The sequence below is a fragment of the Mesorhizobium sp. M0040 genome, from assembly GCF_040323505.1.
Taxonomy (GTDB): Bacteria; Pseudomonadota; Alphaproteobacteria; order Rhizobiales; family Rhizobiaceae; genus Mesorhizobium.
On record NZ_JAMYVA010000005.1, the window covers coordinates 226,164 to 245,747 of the forward strand.

16 protein-coding genes are annotated in these 19,584 nt (G+C 64.2%); 3 read left to right on the forward strand and 13 right to left on the reverse strand.

Features of this window, described 5'->3' with window-relative positions; translation table 11 throughout:
- Positions 1–8 precede the first annotated feature (8 nt).
- From NKJ91_RS07295 to uxaC, 4 genes are all read right to left on the reverse strand, one after another.
- Positions 9–1,289: a TRAP transporter large permease gene (locus NKJ91_RS07295; protein WP_023678089.1), complete on the reverse strand. Its 1,281-nt coding sequence runs from the start codon at positions 1,287–1,289 to the stop codon at positions 9–11.
- A gap of 4 nt (positions 1,290–1,293) precedes the next feature.
- Positions 1,294–1,821, reverse strand: a complete 528-nt coding sequence (locus NKJ91_RS07300; RefSeq protein ID WP_023719697.1) for a TRAP transporter small permease — start codon at positions 1,819–1,821, stop codon at positions 1,294–1,296.
- 103 nt (positions 1,822–1,924) lie between these two features.
- On the reverse strand, positions 1,925–2,902 hold the full coding sequence (locus tag NKJ91_RS07305; protein ID WP_023678091.1) for a TRAP transporter substrate-binding protein: 978 nt from the start codon (positions 2,900–2,902) through the stop codon (positions 1,925–1,927).
- A 37-nt stretch (positions 2,903–2,939) separates the two neighbouring features.
- Positions 2,940–4,349 carry a glucuronate isomerase gene (gene uxaC / locus NKJ91_RS07310; protein ID WP_352455006.1) on the reverse strand — a complete coding sequence of 470 codons (1,410 nt, stop codon included), beginning with the start codon at positions 4,347–4,349 and terminating at the stop codon, positions 2,940–2,942.
- A 175-nt stretch (positions 4,350–4,524) separates the two neighbouring features.
- Here uxaC and NKJ91_RS07315 point away from each other — a divergent pair, with 175 nt between their 5' ends.
- On the forward strand, positions 4,525–6,051 hold the full coding sequence (locus tag NKJ91_RS07315) for a mannitol dehydrogenase family protein (protein ID WP_352455007.1): 1,527 nt from the start codon (positions 4,525–4,527) through the stop codon (positions 6,049–6,051).
- Entirely contained in the window at positions 6,048–7,226 is a 1,179-nt protein-coding gene (gene uxuA / locus NKJ91_RS07320) for a mannonate dehydratase (protein ID WP_352455008.1), read from the forward strand. Before NKJ91_RS07315 ends, uxuA begins: the two co-directional genes overlap by 4 nt.
- A 168-nt stretch (positions 7,227–7,394) precedes the next feature.
- Here uxuA and NKJ91_RS07325 read toward each other — a convergent pair whose 3' ends face one another.
- The 7 genes from NKJ91_RS07325 to NKJ91_RS07355 all read right to left on the reverse strand — a co-directional run bounded on the left by NKJ91_RS07325 (position 7,395) and on the right by NKJ91_RS07355 (position 15,490).
- Positions 7,395–7,802 carry a F0F1 ATP synthase subunit epsilon gene (locus NKJ91_RS07325; protein ID WP_023678096.1) on the reverse strand — a complete coding sequence of 136 codons (408 nt, stop codon included), beginning with the start codon at positions 7,800–7,802 and terminating at the stop codon, positions 7,395–7,397.
- A 118-nt stretch (positions 7,803–7,920) separates the two neighbouring features.
- Positions 7,921–9,486, reverse strand: a complete 1,566-nt coding sequence (atpD, locus tag NKJ91_RS07330; RefSeq protein WP_352455036.1) for a F0F1 ATP synthase subunit beta — start codon at positions 9,484–9,486, stop codon at positions 7,921–7,923.
- Positions 9,487–9,553: 67 nt separating this feature from the next.
- On the reverse strand, positions 9,554–10,438 hold the full coding sequence (locus NKJ91_RS07335) for a F0F1 ATP synthase subunit gamma (protein ID WP_352455009.1): 885 nt from the start codon (positions 10,436–10,438) through the stop codon (positions 9,554–9,556).
- A 28-nt stretch (positions 10,439–10,466) separates the two neighbouring features.
- Complete coding sequence (gene atpA, locus NKJ91_RS07340) at positions 10,467–11,996, reverse strand: F0F1 ATP synthase subunit alpha (protein ID WP_023678099.1); 1,530 nt, start codon at positions 11,994–11,996, stop codon at positions 10,467–10,469.
- Positions 11,996–12,556: a F0F1 ATP synthase subunit delta gene (locus NKJ91_RS07345; RefSeq protein ID WP_023678100.1), complete on the reverse strand. Its 561-nt coding sequence runs from the start codon at positions 12,554–12,556 to the stop codon at positions 11,996–11,998. Before NKJ91_RS07345 ends, atpA begins: the two co-directional genes overlap by 1 nt.
- 246 nt (positions 12,557–12,802) lie before the next feature.
- Positions 12,803–13,198: an AGROH133_08824 family phage infection protein gene (locus NKJ91_RS07350; protein ID WP_023678101.1), complete on the reverse strand. Its 396-nt coding sequence runs from the start codon at positions 13,196–13,198 to the stop codon at positions 12,803–12,805.
- A gap of 108 nt (positions 13,199–13,306) precedes the next feature.
- Complete coding sequence (locus NKJ91_RS07355; RefSeq protein WP_023678102.1) at positions 13,307–15,490, reverse strand: primosomal protein N'; 2,184 nt, start codon at positions 15,488–15,490, stop codon at positions 13,307–13,309.
- A 90-nt stretch (positions 15,491–15,580) separates the two neighbouring features.
- Between NKJ91_RS07355 and fsa the strand changes: the two genes are divergently transcribed.
- Positions 15,581–16,234, forward strand: a complete 654-nt coding sequence (gene fsa / locus NKJ91_RS07360; RefSeq protein WP_023678103.1) for a fructose-6-phosphate aldolase — start codon at positions 15,581–15,583, stop codon at positions 16,232–16,234.
- 70 nt (positions 16,235–16,304) lie between these two features.
- Here fsa and NKJ91_RS07365 read toward each other — a convergent pair whose 3' ends face one another.
- Both NKJ91_RS07365 and leuS read right to left on the reverse strand, forming a co-directional pair.
- Positions 16,305–16,886, reverse strand: a complete 582-nt coding sequence (locus NKJ91_RS07365; RefSeq protein WP_023678104.1) for an LPS assembly lipoprotein LptE — start codon at positions 16,884–16,886, stop codon at positions 16,305–16,307.
- Positions 16,873–19,497: a leucine--tRNA ligase gene (gene leuS, locus NKJ91_RS07370; protein WP_023678105.1), complete on the reverse strand. Its 2,625-nt coding sequence runs from the start codon at positions 19,495–19,497 to the stop codon at positions 16,873–16,875. Before leuS ends, NKJ91_RS07365 begins: the two co-directional genes overlap by 14 nt.
- Positions 19,498–19,584: the final 87 nt, after the last annotated feature.

Genomic DNA, 19,584 nt, shown 5'->3' on the forward strand with positions numbered 1-19,584 from the left:
CACACCCCCTATTTGAAGACGCTCGGCAGCCATAGCGAAATGGCCGGAATGTAAGTGACGAGCGCCAGCACCACGAGGCCTGCGCCATAGAACGGCCAGATCGAGCGCATCGATTCCCAGACGGATATCTTGCCCACGGCACACGCCACGAACTGAACTGCGCCCACCGGCGGCGTGTTCAGCCCAATGCCGAAATTGAGGATCATGATGACGCCGAAATGCACCGGATCGACGCCGTAGGCCTGCGCCACGGGCAGGAAGATAGGCGTGCAAATGATGATCGTCGGCCCCATGTCCATGAACGTGCCGAGGAACAGCATCAAGAGGTTGAGCAGGAGAAGCACAACCAGCGGATCGTCCGAGATCGCGTTCATGGAGGCTATCAACGCTGCCGGCACTTTCAGGAAGGCCATCAGCCACGAGAACGCCGCCGCCATGCCGATGATGAGCAGCACCATAGCCGTGGTGCGCACGGCGCCATGGGTGGCATGAACGAACCCTTCCCAGGTCATCTGCCGGTAAACGAAGACGGTCACGAGCAGCGCATAGATGACGGCGATACAGGAACTCTCGGTGGCGGTGAAGACGCCCGATCGCACGCCGCCGAAGATGATCGCGATCAGCAGCAGGCCGGGCACGGCGACGGCGAAAAGATGCGCGACCGCGGTGAAGCCCGGAAACGCCTCGGTCGGATAGCCGCGGGAGCGCGCCACGATATAGGCGGTGACCATCAGCGACAGGGCCAGTAGCAGGCCCGGGATGATACCGGCCGTGAACAGATCGGCGATGGAGATCTTTCCGCCTGCCGAGATCGAGTAGATGATCATGTTGTGCGACGGCGGCAGCAGCAGCGCGATCAGTGCCGCCATCGACGTGACGTTGACGGCGTAGTCCGCTCCATATCCACGCGCCTTCATCTGCGGGATCATCAGGCCGCCTACCGCCGCTGCCTCCGCAACCGCTGAGCCGGAAATGCCGCCGAACAGTGTAGCGGTTGCAATGTTGACCTGGCCGAGGCCGCCGCGCAAATGGCCGACGAGCGAGCCGGCGAAGGCAACGATCTTGCTGGCGATGCCGCCGCGCACCATCAAGTCGCCGGCGTAGATGAAAAACGGAATGGCCAGCAGCGAAAAGACGCTCATGCCGGAATTCAGGCGCTGGAACACGATGAGCGGCGGCAGGCCCATATAGAGGACGGTGGCGAGGCTTGCGACGCCCAGGCAGAAAGCGATCGGCGTGCCGATAAGCATCAGCAGGGTGAAGACGCCGAAGAGAATCCACAGTTCCATGGCGTCAGACCTTCACGTTGGCGGTGTCGAGTTCGGCCGCGACTTCGGCCGGCGGCAGTTCATCGAGGGCATCGTCGATCGGCGCGCCGGAGAGGCGAAGCACGATGCGCTCCAGCGTGAAGAGCACGATGAGCGCGCCTCCCGCGACAAGAGGGACATAGTCCCAGCCCCCCGATATGCCGAGCGACGGCAAGACGGAGCCCCAGGTCAATGCGACCAGCTGGCTGCCGTACCAGATCATGCCGATGCCGAAGGCGAGCGCGACGAGGTCCGAAATCATCCGCAGCCAGCGCTTGCCGCCTTTCGGCAGCACGTAGAGCAGGACGTCGAAGCCGAGGTGATAGTTTTCGCGCACGCCGACGGCAGCGCCGAGGAAAATGAACCAGCTCATCAGCATCACCGAGCCCGGCTCGGTCCAGCTCGGCGAACGGTTCAGAACATAGCGGCCGAACACCTGCCAGGCGACGAAGGCGGTCATCAGCACCAGCCCGATGCCGGCGATCGACAGCGCCGCCGTGCTGACGCGCGACATCACTTGCGCGACGCCGGACAGGAGCGGTGTTGGTCTTGGGCTGGAAGTCACCGGTTTTCTCTCCAGGAGGATGGCGGCACGGAATGTCCGCGCCGCCGCTTGATCACTGCACGGCCTTGATGGCTTCGACCATGGCCTTCAGCTTGTCGTCCTTGACGTGCTTCTCGTAGACCGGCCCCATCGCGTCGATGAAGGGCTGCTTGTCCGGCGTCGTGATCTGCGAACCGGCCGCCTCGACCTTGGCGCGCGATTCCTTGACCTTGGCGGTCCACAGCTCGCGCTGCTTGGCGACGCTTTCCTTGGCGGCCGCCTTGAAGATCGCCTGGTCTTCCGGCGTCAGCTTGTCCCAGCTCGACTTCGCCATGACGAAGGCTTCCGGCACCATCGTGTGCTCGTCGAGCGAATAGTACTTGGCGACTTCCGCATGCTTGGCGGTGTCGTAGCTCGGAAAATTGTTCTCCGCGCCGTCGATCACCCCGGTCTCGATCGCCGAATACACCTCGCCATACGGCATCGGCGTCGCGTTGGCGCCGAGTGCCGCCACCATGTCGACGAAGATGTCGGACTGGATGACGCGGAACTTCATCCCGGCCATGTCGGCTACGGTGTTGATCGGCTTCTTCGAATTATAGAAGGAGCGCGAGCCGCCGTCGTAAAAGGCGAGCAGCACCAGCCCGACCTGGTCGAACGCCGCCGCGATCTGGTCGCCGATCGCCCCGTCCATGACCTTGTGCATATGCTCTTCCGAACGGAAGATGTAGGGCAGCGAGGGCACGGTGGTCTCCGGGATGAGCCCGTTGAACGGCGCCATCGAGACGCGGTTGAGATCGATCACGCCGGTGCGCACCTGCTCGATCGTGTCCTTTTCCTCGCCGAGTTGCGCGGAAGGATAGATCTCGACCACATAGCGGCCGGCCGTGCGCTCCTTCACCAGCTCGCCGAAATATTTGACTGCCTCGACCGTCGGATAGCCGTCCGGGTGGGTGTCGGACGAGCGCAGGACCGTCTGGGCGCTTGCCGATCCGGCCAGCAGTGCGGCGGCAAGTAGCGTAGCTCCCGCCAATCTCGAAAAATGCAGCATTGGTTTCCTCCCGTTTGAACGATGGCGGCAAGCGCCGTTAGAGCCGGTACGCCTTTTTCGCGAGCGTATAGGCAAGTTCCTGCGCCAGCTCGTGCGCCTCGTCCTCGCCGAGCCGATGCTCGGCGACGAGACGCGCCAGAAAAGCGCAATCGACCCGGCGCGCCACATCATGGCGGGCCGGTATGGATGGAAAGGCGCGGGTATCGTCGTTGAAACCGACGGTGTTGTAGAAACCGGCCGTTTCGGTGGTCATCTCACGGAACCTGCGCATGCCTTCGGGGCTGTCGTGGAACCACCAGGCCGGCCCGAGCTTCAATGCCGGATAGACGCCGGCGAGCGGCGCCAGCTCGCGCGCATAGCTGGTCTCGTCGAGCGTGAAGAGGATGATGGTGAGGTCGCGCTCCAGCCCGACGCAGTCGAGCAGCGGCTTCAGCGCCGTCACATAGTCGGTTCGGGTCGGAATATCGAAGCCTTTGTCCCTGCCGAACTTGTGAAAGACAGCCGGCGAATGATTGCGCCAGGAGCCGGGATGGATCTGCAGGACCAGCCCGTCGTCGCGGCTCATCTTGGCCATCTCGGTCAGCATCTGGGCGCGGAACAGCTTTCGCTCGCGCTCGTCGTCCGAGCCCCGGCGGATGCGGTTGAACAGCTCCTGCGCGGCGGCATCCGAGAGATTGGCTGTTTCGGCCGTCGGATGGCCGTGATCGGAGGAAGTCGCGCCAAAGCTCTTGAAGAAGGCGCGCCGCTGGCGATGCGCATCGAGATAGCCGGCCCAATTGCCGGTGTTGCAGCCGGTGATCTCGCCAAGCCGGTCGAGATTGGCCGAGAACCCTTCGAAGTCGGGATCGACGATCGCATCCGGCCGATAGGCGGTGACGACGCGGCCGTCCCAGCCGCTGTCGCGGATCATCTGGTGCCATCTGAGATCGTCGAGCGCGCCTTCGGTCGTTGCGATGACTTCAATATTGAAGCGCTCGAACAGCGCTCGCGGGCGAAAATTCTCCCACTGCAGCAAGGTCGAGATCATGTCGTAATGGCGGTCGGCGGTTGCGGCCGTCAACGGCTCGTCGATGCCGAACAGATGGGCAAGCACATGGTCGAACCACAGCCGGGTCGGCGTACCCCGAAACAGGTAATAATGCTCGGCGAAGCACCGCCAGATCGTTCTGCCGTCGGTTTCAACCGGCGAGCCGTCAAGCGTCGGCACACCAAGCTCCTCAAGCCGAACGCCCTGGCTGAACAGCATGCGGAAAATGTAGTGGTCCGGCACGATCAGCAACTGCGCCGGATCGGGAAACGCCTCGTTGAGCGCATACCAGCGCGGATCGGTGTGGCCGTGCGGGCTGACGATCGGCAGGTCCTTGACCGTGGCGTAGAGATCGCGGGCCAGCGAACGCGGGCGCGCCTCGGCGGCAAACAGCAAGTCCGGATCCGTCAATGCGGCCACGTAAATCCTCCCAATCCGGACATCGGTAGGGTTGGAAAGAAATAATGTCAACATACAAAAACTTGGTTGTTGTATGATGACTTTTCGTCGGCCATTGCCCATTGTGCGTGACGGCATCGGGTGTTACGCCGCCTGCCAGCAGTGACCCAACAATCTCGACCAGACACGTGGCGCAATGATCAGTAGACGCCTTTCCAACAGCACGCTGAAGGCACTGCCGGCTTCGGTCGCGGTTCCGCGCTACGACCGCGGCGGCGTCGCACCTGGCATCGTCCATCTCGGTGTCGGTGCCTTCCATCGCGCCCACCAGGCGGCCTATGTCGACGACTGCCTGGCGGCGGGAGAGGCGGACTGGGGCGTTGTCGGCGTGTCCTTGCGCAGTCCAGACACGCGCGACGCACTGGCGCCGCAGGATGGCCTCTACACGCTGGCGATCAGGAGCAGCATCGGCGAAGAGCTGCGCGTCATCGGTTCGATCCTGTCGCTGCTGGTGGCGCCGGAAGATCCGGCTGCGGTGCTCGCCGCTCTGACAGATCAGCGCACCCGCATCGTCACGCTCACGATCACCGAAAAGGCTTATCTGAGAGCAGCCGGCGGCGGTCTGGACAGCACCCATCCGGACATCGTCCATGATTTGGCTAGCCCGCAAATGCCACGGACGGCGCATGGTTTTCTCACCGAAGCGCTGTCGCGCCGCCGTGCCGCCGGCATCCAGCCTTTCACCGTGCTCTGCTGCGACAATCTTCCGGCCAATGGTGCCACGCTGCACCGCCTGCTGGTCGAATTCGCCGCACTGCGCGATGCCAGGCTCGCCACTTCGGGCGATGCCAGGCTCGCCACTTCAGGCGATGCCAGGCTCGCCGCACACATCGCCGACGGCGTCGCCTTCCCGTCGAGCATGGTCGACCGCATCGTGCCGGCGACCACCGGTGCCGACCGGGCGCGTATCGCCGTCGAGCTCGGCGTCGAGGATGCCTGGCCGGTGATGACCGAGCCGTTCTGCCAATGGGTGGTCGAGGATGATTTCCCGGCAGGCAGGCCGGCCTGGGAAAAGTTCGGCGTCACCATGGTCGGCGACGTCGGGCCCTTCGAGGACATGAAGCTGCGGCTGCTCAACGGTTCGCATTCGGCAATCGCCTATCTCGGCCTGCTCAGCGGCTACGACACGGTCGACCGCGCCTTTGCCGATCCGGCGATCCGGCAATTCGTCGACGGACTATGGGCCGAGGCCATCCCGACGCTGCCGCAGGACGCCGGGCTCGATACGGCCGGCTACACGGCCCAGCTCGCCGAACGCTATTCGAACACCGCGCTCGCCCATCGCACGGCGCAGATCGCCAATGACGGCAGCCAGAAGCTGCCGCAGCGCATCGTCGCCTCGGCCGTCGAGCGGCTGGGCGCCGGCGACCCGCCAGCCCATCTGATGCTGGTGGTGGCGGCCTGGGTCGCCGCTTGCGAGGCGCGCGGCAAAACCTTGCCGGAAGCCCATTTCACCGACCCGATCGACACTCGGCTTACGGCGCTCGGCAGCCGGCCGGCTGGTGAAACGGTGACAGCGATGTTCGATCTCGCCGGCTTCGCCAAGGATCATGCCCACCGCATGACACTGATCGATCTGACGGCAGCCCATCTCGAGCGCCTGCGGCGGGGCGGCACTGCCGCAGCTTTGGCGGCGCTTGGCATAGGGAGTGAGAAGCCATGAGACAGACCTGGCGCTGGTTCGGGCCAGACGATCCGGTGACGCTTGCCCATGTCCGTCAGGCCGGCGCCGTCGGCATCGTCAGCGCGCTGCACCACCTCAACGACGGCCGCGCCTGGCCGGCGGACGAGATCGCCAGGCGCAAGGCCGAGATCGAGGCAGCAGGGCTGACCTGGGACGTGGTCGAGAGCATCGTCGTGCACGAGGACATCAAGACCCGCAGCGGCGACTGGCGCAGCCTGATCGACAATTACAAGGCTTCGATCCGCGCCGTCGCCGCCGCCGGTATCAACACCGTCTGCTATAATTTCATGGCGATCACCGACTGGACGCGGACGGACCTCGATTACCCGATGCCGCATGGCGGCACGGCGCTGCGCTTCGATGTCGTCGAGCTCTGCGCCTATGACGTCTTCATCCTTGAGCGAGAAGGGGCGGAGGCCGATCACCCACCGGCCCGCGTCGAGGCCGCGCGTGTGCGACTGCAAGGGATGAGCGACAGCGACAAGGCAAGGCTGGAGCGCAACCTGATCGGCTGGGTCCCGGCGCGCGAATTCATCTTCGATCGGGCAAGCTTCCGCCGCGCCCTCGACCTCTACAAGGACGTCTCCACCGAAGGCCTGCGCGAAAACCTGTTTGCCTTCCTGCGCGAGATCGTGCCGGTGGCCGAAGAGGCCGGCGTCAGGATGGCGATCCACCCCGACGATCCGCCCTTTTCGCTGTTCGGCCTGCCGCGCATCGTTTCCAGCGCCAATGATGCCCGCGCGCTGCTCGACGCGGTCGCTTCGCCGGCCAACGGGCTGACACTGTGCACCGGCTCCTACGGAGCGGGCGCGCAGAACGATCTGCCGGCAATGGCCAAGGCCTTCGCCGAAAACATCCATTTCGCCCATCTGCGCAATGTCACCAAGGAGCCAGACGGCTCCTTCCACGAAGCCGAGCACCTCGACGGCGACACCGACATGGTGGCGGTCGTGTCGGCGCTGATTGGCGAAGAGCGGCGGCGCAAGGCGGCAGGCAGGGCGGACTGGCAGATGCCGATGCGTCCGGACCATGGCCATGCCATCGTCGACGACATCGGCAAGAAGGTGAACCCCGGCTATTCCTGCATCGGACGGCTGAAGGGCCTCGCCGAACTGCGCGGCGTCATGCGCGCAGTGGAGGCACTGACGGTGTGACCAGCCCCCCTTCTCCCCTTGTGGGAGAAGGTGGCCGAGCGAAGCTCGGTCGGATGAGGGGTGTTCCAGGGAACGCCGACGTCTCGTTTCTTCCAACACCCCTCAACCGTCTCGGCGCTGCGCGCCGATCCACCTTCTCCCACAAGGGGAGAAGGCAAGGGGCGCCTGTTAAGCCGGCAACAGCGCACCTTCAAGCGTCGTAAGCTGGTTGAGGAACTGCTCGGCCTTGCTGCGGGTCTGGTCGTCCTTGGCGTCGGCGGCGTCTTCCCTCGCCTCCTGGATGCGGCGGGCAAGGTCGGCGCGGTCGATGTCGCCGACGGCCACAGCCGATTCCGCCAGCAGCGTGCAGCCGGCCGGAACGATGTCGGCAAAGCCGCCGAACACCACATAGCGCTCTTCCTTGCCTTGCGCGGTCTTCAGCGTAACGACGCCCGGCTTGATTGTGGTCATGACCGGCGCGTGATGCGCCATGACAGTCATCTCGCCTTCGGCGCCCGGAATGACGACGGATTCGACCTGCTCGGAAACCAAGAGGCGCTCCGGCGAGACCAGTTCGAATTTGAAAGCTTCAGGCATGATCAGTTTAGCGACTGGTGAATGGTGAATGGTGAACGGTCAGAAAGAATGACCTTCACTCAGCCCCGATTTCCTATCCGCTACTCCCCATTCACAATTCACTATTGACCATTCACCATCAGGCCGCTTCGGCGGCCAGGCGCTGTGCCTTCTCGACCGCTTCCTCGATGCCGCCGACCATGTAGAAGGCGGCCTCCGGCAGATGGTCGTAATCGCCGTTGCAAAGGCCCTTGAAGCCCTTGATGGTGTCGGCGAGGTCGACCAGCTTGCCCGGTGCGCCGGTGAACACTTCGGCGACGAAGAAGGGTTGCGACAGGAAGCGCTCGATCTTGCGGGCGCGGGCCACGGTCTGCTTATCCTCTTCCGACAGCTCGTCCATGCCCAGGATGGCGATGATGTCCTGCAGCGACTTGTAACGCTGAAGGATCGACTGCACCTGGCGGGCGACCTGGTAATGCTCTTCGCCGACAACCATCGGGTCGAGCATGCGCGAGGTCGAATCGAGCGGATCGACGGCCGGATAGATGCCCTTTTCCGAAATCGCGCGGTTGAGCACGGTCGTCGCGTCGAGGTGGGCGAACGAGGTCGCCGGTGCCGGGTCGGTCAGGTCGTCGGCCGGCACATAGATCGCCTGCACCGAGGTGATCGAACCCTTGGTCGTCGTGGTGATACGCTCCTGCAGCGCGCCCATGTCGGTAGCCAGCGTCGGCTGGTAGCCCACGGCCGAAGGAATGCGGCCGAGCAGCGCCGACACTTCCGAGCCCGCCTGCGTGAAGCGGAAGATGTTGTCTACGAAGAACAGCACGTCCTGGCCCTGGTCGCGGAAATATTCGGCAACCGTCAAGCCGGTCAGGCCGACGCGGGCGCGGGCGCCCGGCGGCTCGTTCATCTGGCCATAGACGAGCGCGGCCTTGGAGCCTTCGCCGCCGCCCTTCTTGTTGACGCCGGACTCGATGAACTCGTGATAGAGGTCGTTGCCTTCGCGGGTGCGCTCGCCGACGCCGGCGAACACCGAGAAGCCGCCATGCGCCTTGGCGACGTTGTTGATCAGTTCCTGGATCAGCACCGTTTTGCCGACGCCGGCGCCGCCGAACAGGCCGATCTTGCCGCCGCGGGCATAGGGGGCCAGCAGGTCGAGCACCTTGATGCCGGTGACCAGGATCTGCGCTTCCGTCGACTGCTCGACATAGGTCGGCGCCGGCTGGTGGATCGAGCGCATCTCGATGCCGTCGACCGGGCCTGCCTCGTCGACCGGCTCGCCGATGACGTTGATGATGCGGCCGAGCATGCCCGGGCCGACCGGCACGGTAATCGGTGCACCGGTGTCATAGACGTCCTGGCCGCGGACCAGACCTTCGGTCGAGTCCATGGCGATGCAGCGCACGGTGTTTTCGCCGAGATGCTGGGCCACCTCTAGCACCAGGCGATTGCCGACGTTGATCGTCTCAAGCGCGTTCAGGATCGCCGGCAGATGTTCGCCAAACTGGACGTCGACAACGGCGCCGATGACCTGGCGAACCTTGCCTGCCAGGCCGGTTTTCTTGATGGAGGCGGCCGGCGTATTCACAGCGGCGGCCTTGGTTGCTGCCGCCTTCTTGGCCGGAGCGGCCTTTGCTGCTGCCGGAGCCTTCGCTGGTGCCGCGGCCTTAGGGGCTGCCGTCTTCGGGGTCGCTGCTTTCGCCATCGTCATTACCCTTTTCGTCTCTTTGTTTCTCACACGCTTGAGGTCGATGACCTCCTTGTGGGCGTGCCTAGAGCGCCTCGGCGCCCGAAATGATTTCGATCAATTCCTTGGTGATCTGCGCCTGCCGCTGGCGGTTGTAGGTGATCGACAATTTGTTGATCATGTCGCCGGCGTTGCGCGTCGCATTGTCCATGGCGCTCATCTTGGCGCCCATCTCGCCGGCAGCATTCTCGAGCAGCGCGCGAAAAACCTGCACGGAAATGTTGCGTGGGATGAGATCGGAGAGGATCTCGCCCGGCTCCGGCTCGTATTCGTAGACGGCGCTGCCGCCGTCCTTCACTTCCGCGCCAGCCGCAGGCGCGCCCGCCGGGACAATTTGCTGCGCCGTCGGGATCTGGCTGATCACCGACTTGAACTGCGAATAGAACAGCGTGCAGATGTCGAAGCCGCCTTCGTTGAACAGGCGGATCACCTTCTTGGCGATGGCATCGGCATTGACGAAGCCCAGCGTCTTGACCTCGCGCAGGTCGACACGCTCGATGATCAGCGCCCCGTAGTCGCGGCGCAATATGTCGAACCCCTTCTTGCCGACGCAGATGATCTTGACCTGCTTGCCGTTGGCCAGAAGCTTGCGGATGTGGTCGCGGGCAAAGCGGGCGATCTGCGAATTGAAACCGCCGCACAGACCGCGTTCGGCCGTGCAGACGACAAGCAGATGCACGTCGTCCTTGCCGGTGCCGGTCATCAGCGCCGGGGCATCGCCGCCGCCGCCGATCGCCTGGGTGATATTGGCCAGCACCGCGCCCATGCGCTCCGAATAGGGACGCGCCGCTTCCGCCGCTTCCTGCGCGCGACGCAGCTTCGCCGCGGCGACCATCTGCATCGCCTTGGTGATCTTCTGCGTCGCCTTGACCGAGGCGATACGGTTACGAAGGTCTTTTAACGAAGGCATGCTTCAAACCTGATCCCGTCCGTCCTGCTCAAGCAAAGGTCTTGGCGAAGGCGTCGATTTCTGCCTTCAGCCTGGCGCGCAGATCGTCGGACAGCGCCTTCTCCTTGCGGATGCCGTCGAGCACGTCCTTGCCGGCCGAGCGCATATGCGACAGCAGACCATGCTCGAACTTGCCGACCTGGTTGACCGCCAGCTTGTCGAGATAGCCGTTGACGCCGGCGAAGATCACCGCGACCTGCTCCTCGACTTTGAGCGGCGAGAATTGCGGCTGCTTCAACAGCTCGGTCAGACGCGAGCCGCGGTTGAGCAGGCGTTGCGTGGCGGCGTCGAGATCGGAGCCGAACTGCGCGAAAGCAGCCATTTCGCGGTACTGCGCGAGCTCGCCCTTGATCGACCCGGCAACCTGCTTCATCGCCTTGATCTGCGCCGAGGAGCCGACGCGCGACACCGAAAGGCCGACATTGACCGCCGGGCGCACGCCCTGGAAGAACAGATTGGTTTCCAGGAAGATCTGGCCGTCGGTGATCGAGATGACGTTGGTCGGGATATAGGCCGACACGTCGTTGGCCTGCGTTTCGATGATCGGCAGCGCCGTCAGCGACCCACCGCCGTTTTCGTCATTGAGCTTGGCGGCGCGCTCGAGCAGGCGCGAGTGCAGGTAGAAAACGTCGCCGGGATAGGCTTCGCGGCCCGGCGGACGGCGCAGCAGCAGCGACATCTGGCGATAGGCGACGGCCTGCTTCGACAGGTCGTCGTAGCTGATCAGCGCGTGCATGCCGTTGTCACGGAAATATTCGCCCATGGTGCAGGCGGTGAACGGCGCCAGGAACTGCATTGGCGCCGGATCGGAGGCGGTCGCGGCGACGATGATCGAATAGTCGAGCGCGCCGCGCTCTTCCAGGACCTTGACGAACTGCGCCACCGTCGAGCGCTTCTGGCCGACGGCGACATAGACGCAGTACAGCTTTTCCTTCTCAGGGCCGTTGTCGTGCACCGATTTCTGGTTGAGCATGGTGTCGAGGATGATCGCGGTCTTGCCGGTCTGGCGGTCGCCGATGACCAGTTCGCGCTGGCCGCGGCCGACCGGGATCAGCGCGTCGATGGCCTTGAGGCCGGTCGACATCGGCTCGTTCACCGATTTGCGCGGGATGATGCCGGGCGCTTTGACGTCGACGCGCTTGCGTTCGGTGGCCTGGATCGGGCCTTTGCCATCAATCGGGTTGCCGAGCGCGTCGACGACGCGGCCGAGCAGGCCCATGCCGACGGGCGCATCGACGATGGCGCCGGTGCGCTTGACGGTGTCGCCTTCCTTGATGTCGCGGTCGGCGCCGAAGATGACAACGCCGACATTGTCGGCTTCGAGGTTGAGCGCCATGCCGCGGATGCCGCCGGGGAACTCGACCATCTCGCCGGCCTGGACATTGTCGAGGCCGTAGACGCGGGCGATACCGTCACCGACGGACAGCACCTGGCCGACTTCGGAGACCTCGGCCTCCTTGCCGAAATTCTTGATCTGGTCTTTCAGAATTGCGGAAATTTCCGCGGCGCGGATGTCCATCAGCCGACCTCTTTCAGTGCAAGCTTGAGCGAATTGAGTTTGGTTTTGAGCGACGTATCGATCTGGCGCGAGCCGATCTTGACCACCAGTCCGCCGAGCAGCGACGGATCGACGGTGACCGTGATCGCCACATCCTTGCCGGCGACACTTTTCAGCGCTGCCTTCAGCTCGGTTTCCTGGGCAGGCGTCAGCGCATGCGCCGAGGTAACCTCGGCGGCGGTCTCGCCGCGGTGTTCGGCGGCGATCTGGCGGAACGCCTTGATCATGCCGGGCACGGCAAATAGCCGGCGATTCTGGGCAACGACGCGCAGGAAATTGCCGGTGAGGCCGGTGATCCCCGCTTTGTCGGCGATCGCGGCGATCGCCTTGGCCTGGTCCTCGCTGGAGAAGACAGGGCTCCTGATCAGCCGCGAAAGGTCAGCGCTGCCTTCGAGCATCGTTTCGAACCTATTGAGGTCGGCCTCGACGCTGGCGACCGAATTGGCCTGCAGCGCGAGTTCGAACAGCGAACCCGCATAGCGTTCTGCGACACCTGAGATTGGCGATGACGATTGGGCCACGGACCGTCTTTTCTCTTGTCTGACAGGCCGCAGATTGTTGGCGCGAGCAAAAACTCTGGCTAAATCTTTGACCTTACTGCATTTTTCCAAGCACGGAGGCGCGGCTTCCGCTATCCCCGGTCGAAAGTCGATTGCCGTCTAGCACAGGCATTTTCAGACCGCAATGCGTCGTCCGGCATGGTTTTCAGGCACTATTGTCGCATCCGCCGGCCGAGTTCAGCAACCAACCCCGGATTGATCCCTGATTCAGGGCAAAAAGCCGAAGGCGAAGGCCAGAGGCAGCGCCGCCAGCACCAGCTCGACGACGATGGATGCCCAGTTGAACGGCGTGTTGGCGCCGTCCGACATCATCGACAGCAGCCGGCCGAAGGCGGTGAACAGCCAGGAGAAGCCGAGCGCCATATAGAGCAGCGGCTGCGCCAGGAGGATGCAGCACAGGCTGAGGCCGAGATAGAAGCCCGACATCCGGCCGCGCCCCTCGGCGATCGCCGCTGCCTTCTCCGGTCTGACCTGCAGCCGCAGGATCCGGAAGGCCAATCCTGGCGCCAGGAACAGCAGCAGGCCGAACAGCAAGGTCACCACGGCGCTCGACCATGCCAGCCACTCGCCCTGGCTCATCGGCCACGGAAACGCAAATTCCATGTTGTCCCCTCGTAAATGGATATTCAAAATTTCGGGCATTCTAACGAAGCAAGAGACATACGCCAGATGGGCATCGGCAATTTACGGAAGCCTGTCCTCTGAGCCCCTTCACAAAAAGCTCTGCGGGTCGATGTCGACCTGGACTCGCACCGAGCCCCTTATCTTCGGTCCCTCGGCCAGCATGGTGCGAATGAACCCTTGCATGTCGGCGCGCCGTTCGCCCTGGATCAGCAGGCGAAAGCGATGGCGGCCGCCGATCAACGACAGCGGCGCCTCGGCCGGGCCGAGCACGAACAGGTCGCTGGCCTGCGGCGCGGCGCGACGCAGGCCACGGGCGTGCCCTTCGGCTTCGGCCCGTGTCGCCGCGCTGACGATGACGCCGGCGAGCCTGCCGAAGGGCGGCAGCCCCGCCCGCTCACGCTCGGCGATCTCGCGCTCGTAGAAGGCCTCGGCATCGCCTGAGACGATCGCGCGCATCACCGGGTGGTCGGGTTGGAAGGTCTGCAGCAGGCCGAGGCTTTTCTTGCCGGTGCGGCCGGCGCGGCCGGTCACCTGGCTGAGCAGTTGGAAGGTGCGCTCGGCGGCGCGCGGGTCGCCATTGGCAAGGCCGAGATCGGCATCGACCACACCGACCAGCGTCATGTTGGGGAAATTATGGCCCTTGGCGACGAGTTGTGTGCCGATGACGATGTCGGCCTCGCCATTGGCGATGGCTTCAAGCTCGAGCCGCAGCCGCCGCACGCCGCCCATCAGGTCGGACGACAAGACGATGGTGCGGGCATCGGGGAAATGCGCGACGACCTCCTCGGCGATGCGCTCGACGCCTGGCCCGCAGGCGACCAGATGATCGAGCGTGCCGCATTCCGGACAGGCTTCGGGCCGGCGTTCATTGTGCCCGCAGTGGTGGCAGACGAGCTGGCCGCGAAAGCGGTGCTCGACCAGCCAGGCCGAGCAGACCGGACAGCCGAAGCGGTGGCCGCAGACCCGGCAGAGCGTCAGCGGCGCATAGCCGCGCCGGTTGAGGAACAGCAGCGACTGTTCCTTTCTTTCCAGCGTCTGCCGTATATGGCCGAGCAGTACAGGCGACAGGAAGCCGCCGCGTGCCGGCGGCGCGCGGCGCATGTCGATCGTCTTGAGATCGGGAAGTGCCGCCTCGGCAAAGCGCGCCGAAAGCACCGCCCTGCTGTAGCGGCCCTGGCTGGCATTGACCCGGCTTTCGACCGACGGTGTCGCCGAGGCGAGCACGACCGGAAAGCCGCCGATATGGCTGCGCACCACGGCCATGTCGCGCGCGTTGTAAAAGACGCGATCCTCCTGCTTGTAGGCGGGATCGTGCTCTTCGTCGACGACGATCAGTCCAAGCTCCCTGAATGGCAGGAACAGCGCCGAGCGCGCGCCTGCGACGACCCGCACGCCGCCTTCCGCTACCTGCCGCCAGACCTTTTCGCGCATCCTTGGCGGCAGGTCCGAGTGCCACTCCGCCGGCTTGGCGCCGAACCGCTCCTGGAAGCGTTCGAGGAAGGCGTGGGTCAGCGCGATTTCCGGCAGCAGGATCAGCACCTGCTTGCCGCGATCGAGCGCGGCCGCGACCGCCTCGAAATAGACCTCCGTCTTGCCGGATCCGGTTACACCGTCGAGCAGGGTGACGCCGAATGTACCGGTCGCGACATTGGCGCGCAGCGTCTCGGCGGCATCGCTCTGGTCGGGCATCAGTGAAGGCACGGCGTAGCCGGGATCGGGTGCTGCGACCACCGGCCGCGGCGGGATCATCACCGTCTGGAATACGCCCTGCACCCGCAGCCCGTCCACCACCGTCGACGACACGCCTGCCGCATGCGCCAGGCCGGATCGCGTCCAGGCAAGTCCGCCTTCGGCCGTCTCCAGCACGCGCGTCCTCGCCTCCGTCATCCGGTCGGGCTTGGCGAACGTGCGCTGCAGCCCTTCGATCCACGGCTCCGGGTCGAACGCCTCCGGCGCCCTGAGCAGCATGCGCGCCACCATGCCGGGCGGCGACAGCGTGTACTGCGCCACCCAATCGACAAAACGCCGCATCGCGCGGTCGATCGGCGGGCAGTCGAAAACCTGCTCGATCGGCCGCAATTTCTTCGCGTCGACCTTTTCGACGGCGCCGTCCCAGACGATGCCGGCGACCTGGCGGGGCCCAAGCGGAACGCGCACGATCGAGCCCGGCACCACGCGCATGCCAGCCGGCACGGCATAGGTGTAGGGGCGCTCGGCGGGCATCGGCACCAGCACCGGTGCGGCCGCGACAAAGGGCGAATCTTCGATCATGAGGCGTGACCTTGCCCCGACTTTGGTCTAGATCAAAGTCCGACCCCAAATGTGCATGACGTGCACATGAAAAATCTTCAGGAGACCGCCATGAAATTTTTTGTCGACACCGCCGATGTCAAGGAAATCCGCGAGCTGAACGATTTGGGGCTGCTCGACGGCGTAACCACCAATCCGTCGCTGATCCTGAAATCCGGCGGCAAGATCGCCGACGTCACAAGAGAGATCTGCGAGATCGTCAAGGGCCCAGTCTCGGCCGAAGTCGTCGCCACCGAATACAAGGACATGATGGCGGAGGCCAAGATCCTGGCCAGGATCGCCGACAATGTCTGCATCAAGGTGCCGCTGACGCTCGACGGCCTGAGAGCCTGCAAGGACATCCGGTCGGACGGCCGCATGGTCAACGTCACGCTGTGCTTCTCGGCCACCCAGGCGCTGCTCGCCGCCAAGGCCGGCGCCTCCTTCATCTCGCCCTTCGTCGGCCGCATCGACGATAGCGGCTGGGACGGCATGGAGCTGATTGCCGATATCCGCACCATCTACGACAATTATGACTTCCAGACTGAAATCCTGACCGCTTCGGTGCGTACCGTGAACCATGTCAAGCAGGCGGCGCTGATCGGTGCCGATGTCATCACCGCGCCGCCGGCGACGCTCAAGGCGCTGGTCAAGCACCCGCTGACCGACAAGGGCCTGGAACTGTTCCTCGCCGACTGGGCAAAGACCGGGCAGAAGATCGGCTGAAGCGACTATCCTACGAACAAAAAAAGCCGAGCAATCGGCCTTTTTTGCAGATTGCGCACTCTGGAAAGACCTAGCTTGCCGCCGGCTTGCCGTGCTTGATCAGATCCTGGGCAATCGACAGCCGCAGCACATCTGCCAGCTCGCGCGCCGCACGGTTCTCGGCGTCGATCTGGGCCCGGTATGACGCGAATTCCTGGCGCGGCCTGTCGTATGACGACGGAATCGAGCGCTTGCCCCTCGCTATGACCGTGCCCGTCTTGGCATCGCTGAGCACATAGTTGGCAGTCAGCGTCACAGTGCCGGCGGTCGGCTCGTCTTCGTCGGTCGTGACCTGCTCGATTGCCGCCGATTCGACGAGTTCGGAGACGCCGAGATCAAGCGAATAGACCGGCGAAGCCGGCTCGCCGGCGCCCTGGCCGAGCGCGAAGATCAAATTGTTGCGGACCTGCTGGGCGTAGCGGGTCTTGACCGGCTTGACCGAGATCGATGCCAGTTCGGCAGCAGCGCCGACCTGCGAGCCGGCGATCAGCGGCGCGCTCGAATAGAGCGGCCGCACCGTGCAGGCGGAAACCAGCGCCACCGAGGCGAGCAGCCCGCAAAGCACAACGCGGCGCAGCGTCAACTCTGTCTTTCGCGGATCAGGCAACGACATTGACGATCCTCTGCGGCACTATGATCACCTTGCGCGGCGCCTTACCTTCGAGCGCTTTCTGCACGAAGTCGAGAGCCAGAACCGCCTTTTCGACCGCACCTTGATCCGCGTCACGGGCAATTGTCAAATCGCCGCGTTTCTTGCCGTTGACCTGGACCGGCAGCACGATCTCGGCGTCGACGACAAGCGAGCGATCGTAATCCGGCCAGGGCCGTTCGGCGACAAGGTCGGTGCCGCCGAGCGTCTGCCAGCACTCCTCGGCCAGATGCGGCATGACCGGCGCGATCAGGTGCACCAGGATCTCGACGGCCTCACGGCAGGCCGCTTGCAGCGCCGGACCGGCCCTGCCCTCTGCCGCCTCGTTGAGCGGTACGGTCAAGGCATTGGCGAGCTCGTAGATGCGGGCGATGGCGCGGTTGAAGGCGAGCTTTTCGATATCCTCGCCGACCGACTTCAAGATCTTGTGCGCGGCCTTGGACACTGTCCCGGCCTCGCCGTCCTTCGCCGCCTCTGGCCGGACTCCGGCGAGCGATTCGGCAGCCGTCGACACCAGGCGCCAGATGCGCTGGATGAAGCGATGCGCGCCGGCCGCACCCTCGTCGGTCCATTCGACATCGCGCTCGGGCGGCGAGTCCGACAGCATGAACCAGCGCGCCGTATCGGCGCCGTAGCCGTCGGTGATCTCTTCCGGACTCACCGTATTCTTCTTCGACTTCGACATTTTTTCGAGCGGACCGATCACCGCCTCTTCGCCGGTGGCGATTTCGAAGGCGCGGCGCTTGCCGTCGGCGTCTTCCAGCCTGACCTCGCTAGGCGCAAGCCAGCGGCCGTTCGAGGCGCCGCCAACCCGATAGGTCTCGTGCACCACCATGCCTTGCGTGAACAGGCCCCTGAACGGCTCGGCGAGATCGACATGGCCGGTCTCGCGCATGGCGCGGGTGAAAAAGCGCGAATAGAGCAAATGCAGGATCGCATGCTCAATGCCGCCAATATACTGGTCGACCGGCAGCCATTCAGTCGCGGCCTTGGGATCGGTCGGATCGTTTGCCCACGGCGCGGTGAAGCGAGCGAAATACCAAGAAGAATCGACAAATGTGTCCATCGTGTCGGTTTCGCGCCGCGCATCCTTGCCGCAACGCGGGCATTTGACGTGCCGCCATGTCGGATGGCGATCGAGCGGATTGCCCGGCCGGTCGAACTCGATGTCGTCCGGCAGCTTGACCGGCAGGTCGGCCTTCGGCACCGGCACCACGCCGCAATCCTCGCAATGGATCATCGGGATCGGGCACCCCCAATAGCGCTGGCGCGAAATGCCCCAGTCGCGCAGGCGGAAATTCACCTTGCGCTCGGCCATCGGCCGGTTGCCGATGGTCCTTTGTTCCAGCAGCTTCGCCACCTCGTCGAATGCCTGATCCGGCTTCATGCCGTCGAGGAAGCGCGAATTGATCATCGCGCCATCATCGACATAAGCCTCGTCGATGACCTGGAAGCTTCCTTGATTCTCGCCTTCCGGCATCACCACCGGAATGACCGGAAGGCCGTATCTGTTGGCGAAGTCGAGGTCGCGCTGGTCATGTGCCGGGCAGCCGAAGATGGCGCCGGTGCCATAGTCCATCAGCACGAAATTGGCGACGTAGACGGGCAGCGTCCACCTCTCGTCGAACGGATGGACAACGCGAATGCCGGTATCGAAACCCTTCTTCTCGGCCGTCTCCAATGCCGCCGCCGAAGTGCCCATATGGCGGACTTCGTCGATGAACTTTGCCAGCGCCGGATTGTCCTCGGCGGCCTTTTTGGCCAGCGGATGGTCGGCCGCAATCGCCATGAAGGACGCGCCGAAGATGGTGTCGGGCCTGGTCGTATAGACTTCGAGCTCATGCTCGCCGGCGACTGGCTTGGCCAGCGGCCAGCGGATCAGCAGCCCTTCCGAACGGCCGATCCAGTTCGCCTGCATCAGCTTCACTTTTTCCGGCCAGTCGTCGAGTTGGTCGAGCGAATCCAGCAGATCCTGCGCGTAATCGGTGATCTTGAAGAACCACTGCGTCAGCTCGCGCTGTTCCACCAGCGCGCCTGAGCGCCAGCCGCGTCCGTCGATGACCTGCTCGTTGGCAAGCACCGTCATGTCCTCCGGATCCCAGTTGACCTTGGAGGATTTGCGCGTCACCAGCCCCTTCTCGACGAAATCGAGGAACAGCATCTGCTGGCGGTGATAGTAGTCGACGTCGCAGGTGGCGAACTCGCGGGCCCAATCGAGCGACAGGCCCATGACCTTGAGCTGCTCGCGCATGGCGGCGATGTTCTGATAGGTCCAGTCCTTGGGATGGACCTTGTTCTGCATCGCCGCGTTTTCGGCTGGCATGCCAAAGGCGTCCCAGCCCATCGGGTGCAGCACGTTGAAACCCTTGGCCCGCTTGTAGCGCGCCACCACGTCGCCCATCGTATAGTTGCGGGTATGGCCGATATGGATGCGCCCCGACGGATACGGGAACATCTCCAGCACGTAGTATTTCGGGCGCGGGTCGTCATTGTCGGCTTCGAACAGCTTCTTGGCGTCCCAGGCGTTCTGCCATTTGGGCTCTGACGCGCGCGGATTGTATCGTTCGGTTGCCATCGGGTGTTTTTCACTTAAAAGCATGCGCGAGCCGCCGGACAATGCCCGGGCGGCTCAGGAAATGTCGTCGCGGTGTTCACCATGGAT

Excerpts from the sequence above, each read along its gene's own strand:
- NKJ91_RS07295 (WP_023678089.1), bottom strand. The coding sequence starts at position 1,289 with ATGGAACTGTGGATTCTCTTCGGCGTCTTCACCCTGCTGATGCTTATC.
- NKJ91_RS07300 (WP_023719697.1), bottom strand. The coding sequence starts at position 1,821 with ATGTCGCGCGTCAGCACGGCGGCGCTGTCGATCGCCGGCATCGGGCTG.
- NKJ91_RS07305 (WP_023678091.1), bottom strand. The coding sequence starts at position 2,902 with ATGCTGCATTTTTCGAGATTGGCGGGAGCTACGCTACTTGCCGCCGCA.
- NKJ91_RS07315 (WP_352455007.1), top strand. The coding sequence starts at position 4,525 with ATGATCAGTAGACGCCTTTCCAACAGCACGCTGAAGGCACTGCCGGCT.
- uxuA (WP_352455008.1), top strand. The coding sequence starts at position 6,048 with ATGAGACAGACCTGGCGCTGGTTCGGGCCAGACGATCCGGTGACGCTT.
- NKJ91_RS07325 (WP_023678096.1), bottom strand. The coding sequence starts at position 7,802 with ATGCCTGAAGCTTTCAAATTCGAACTGGTCTCGCCGGAGCGCCTCTTG.
- atpD (WP_352455036.1), bottom strand. The coding sequence starts at position 9,486 with ATGGCGAAAGCAGCGACCCCGAAGACGGCAGCCCCTAAGGCCGCGGCA.
- NKJ91_RS07335 (WP_352455009.1), bottom strand. The coding sequence starts at position 10,438 with ATGCCTTCGTTAAAAGACCTTCGTAACCGTATCGCCTCGGTCAAGGCG.
- atpA (WP_023678099.1), bottom strand. The coding sequence starts at position 11,996 with ATGGACATCCGCGCCGCGGAAATTTCCGCAATTCTGAAAGACCAGATC.
- NKJ91_RS07350 (WP_023678101.1), bottom strand. The coding sequence starts at position 13,198 with ATGGAATTTGCGTTTCCGTGGCCGATGAGCCAGGGCGAGTGGCTGGCA.
- NKJ91_RS07355 (WP_023678102.1), bottom strand. The coding sequence starts at position 15,490 with ATGATCGAAGATTCGCCCTTTGTCGCGGCCGCACCGGTGCTGGTGCCG.
- fsa (WP_023678103.1), top strand. The coding sequence starts at position 15,581 with ATGAAATTTTTTGTCGACACCGCCGATGTCAAGGAAATCCGCGAGCTG.
- NKJ91_RS07365 (WP_023678104.1), bottom strand. The coding sequence starts at position 16,886 with ATGTCGTTGCCTGATCCGCGAAAGACAGAGTTGACGCTGCGCCGCGTT.
- leuS (WP_023678105.1), bottom strand. The coding sequence starts at position 19,497 with ATGGCAACCGAACGATACAATCCGCGCGCGTCAGAGCCCAAATGGCAG.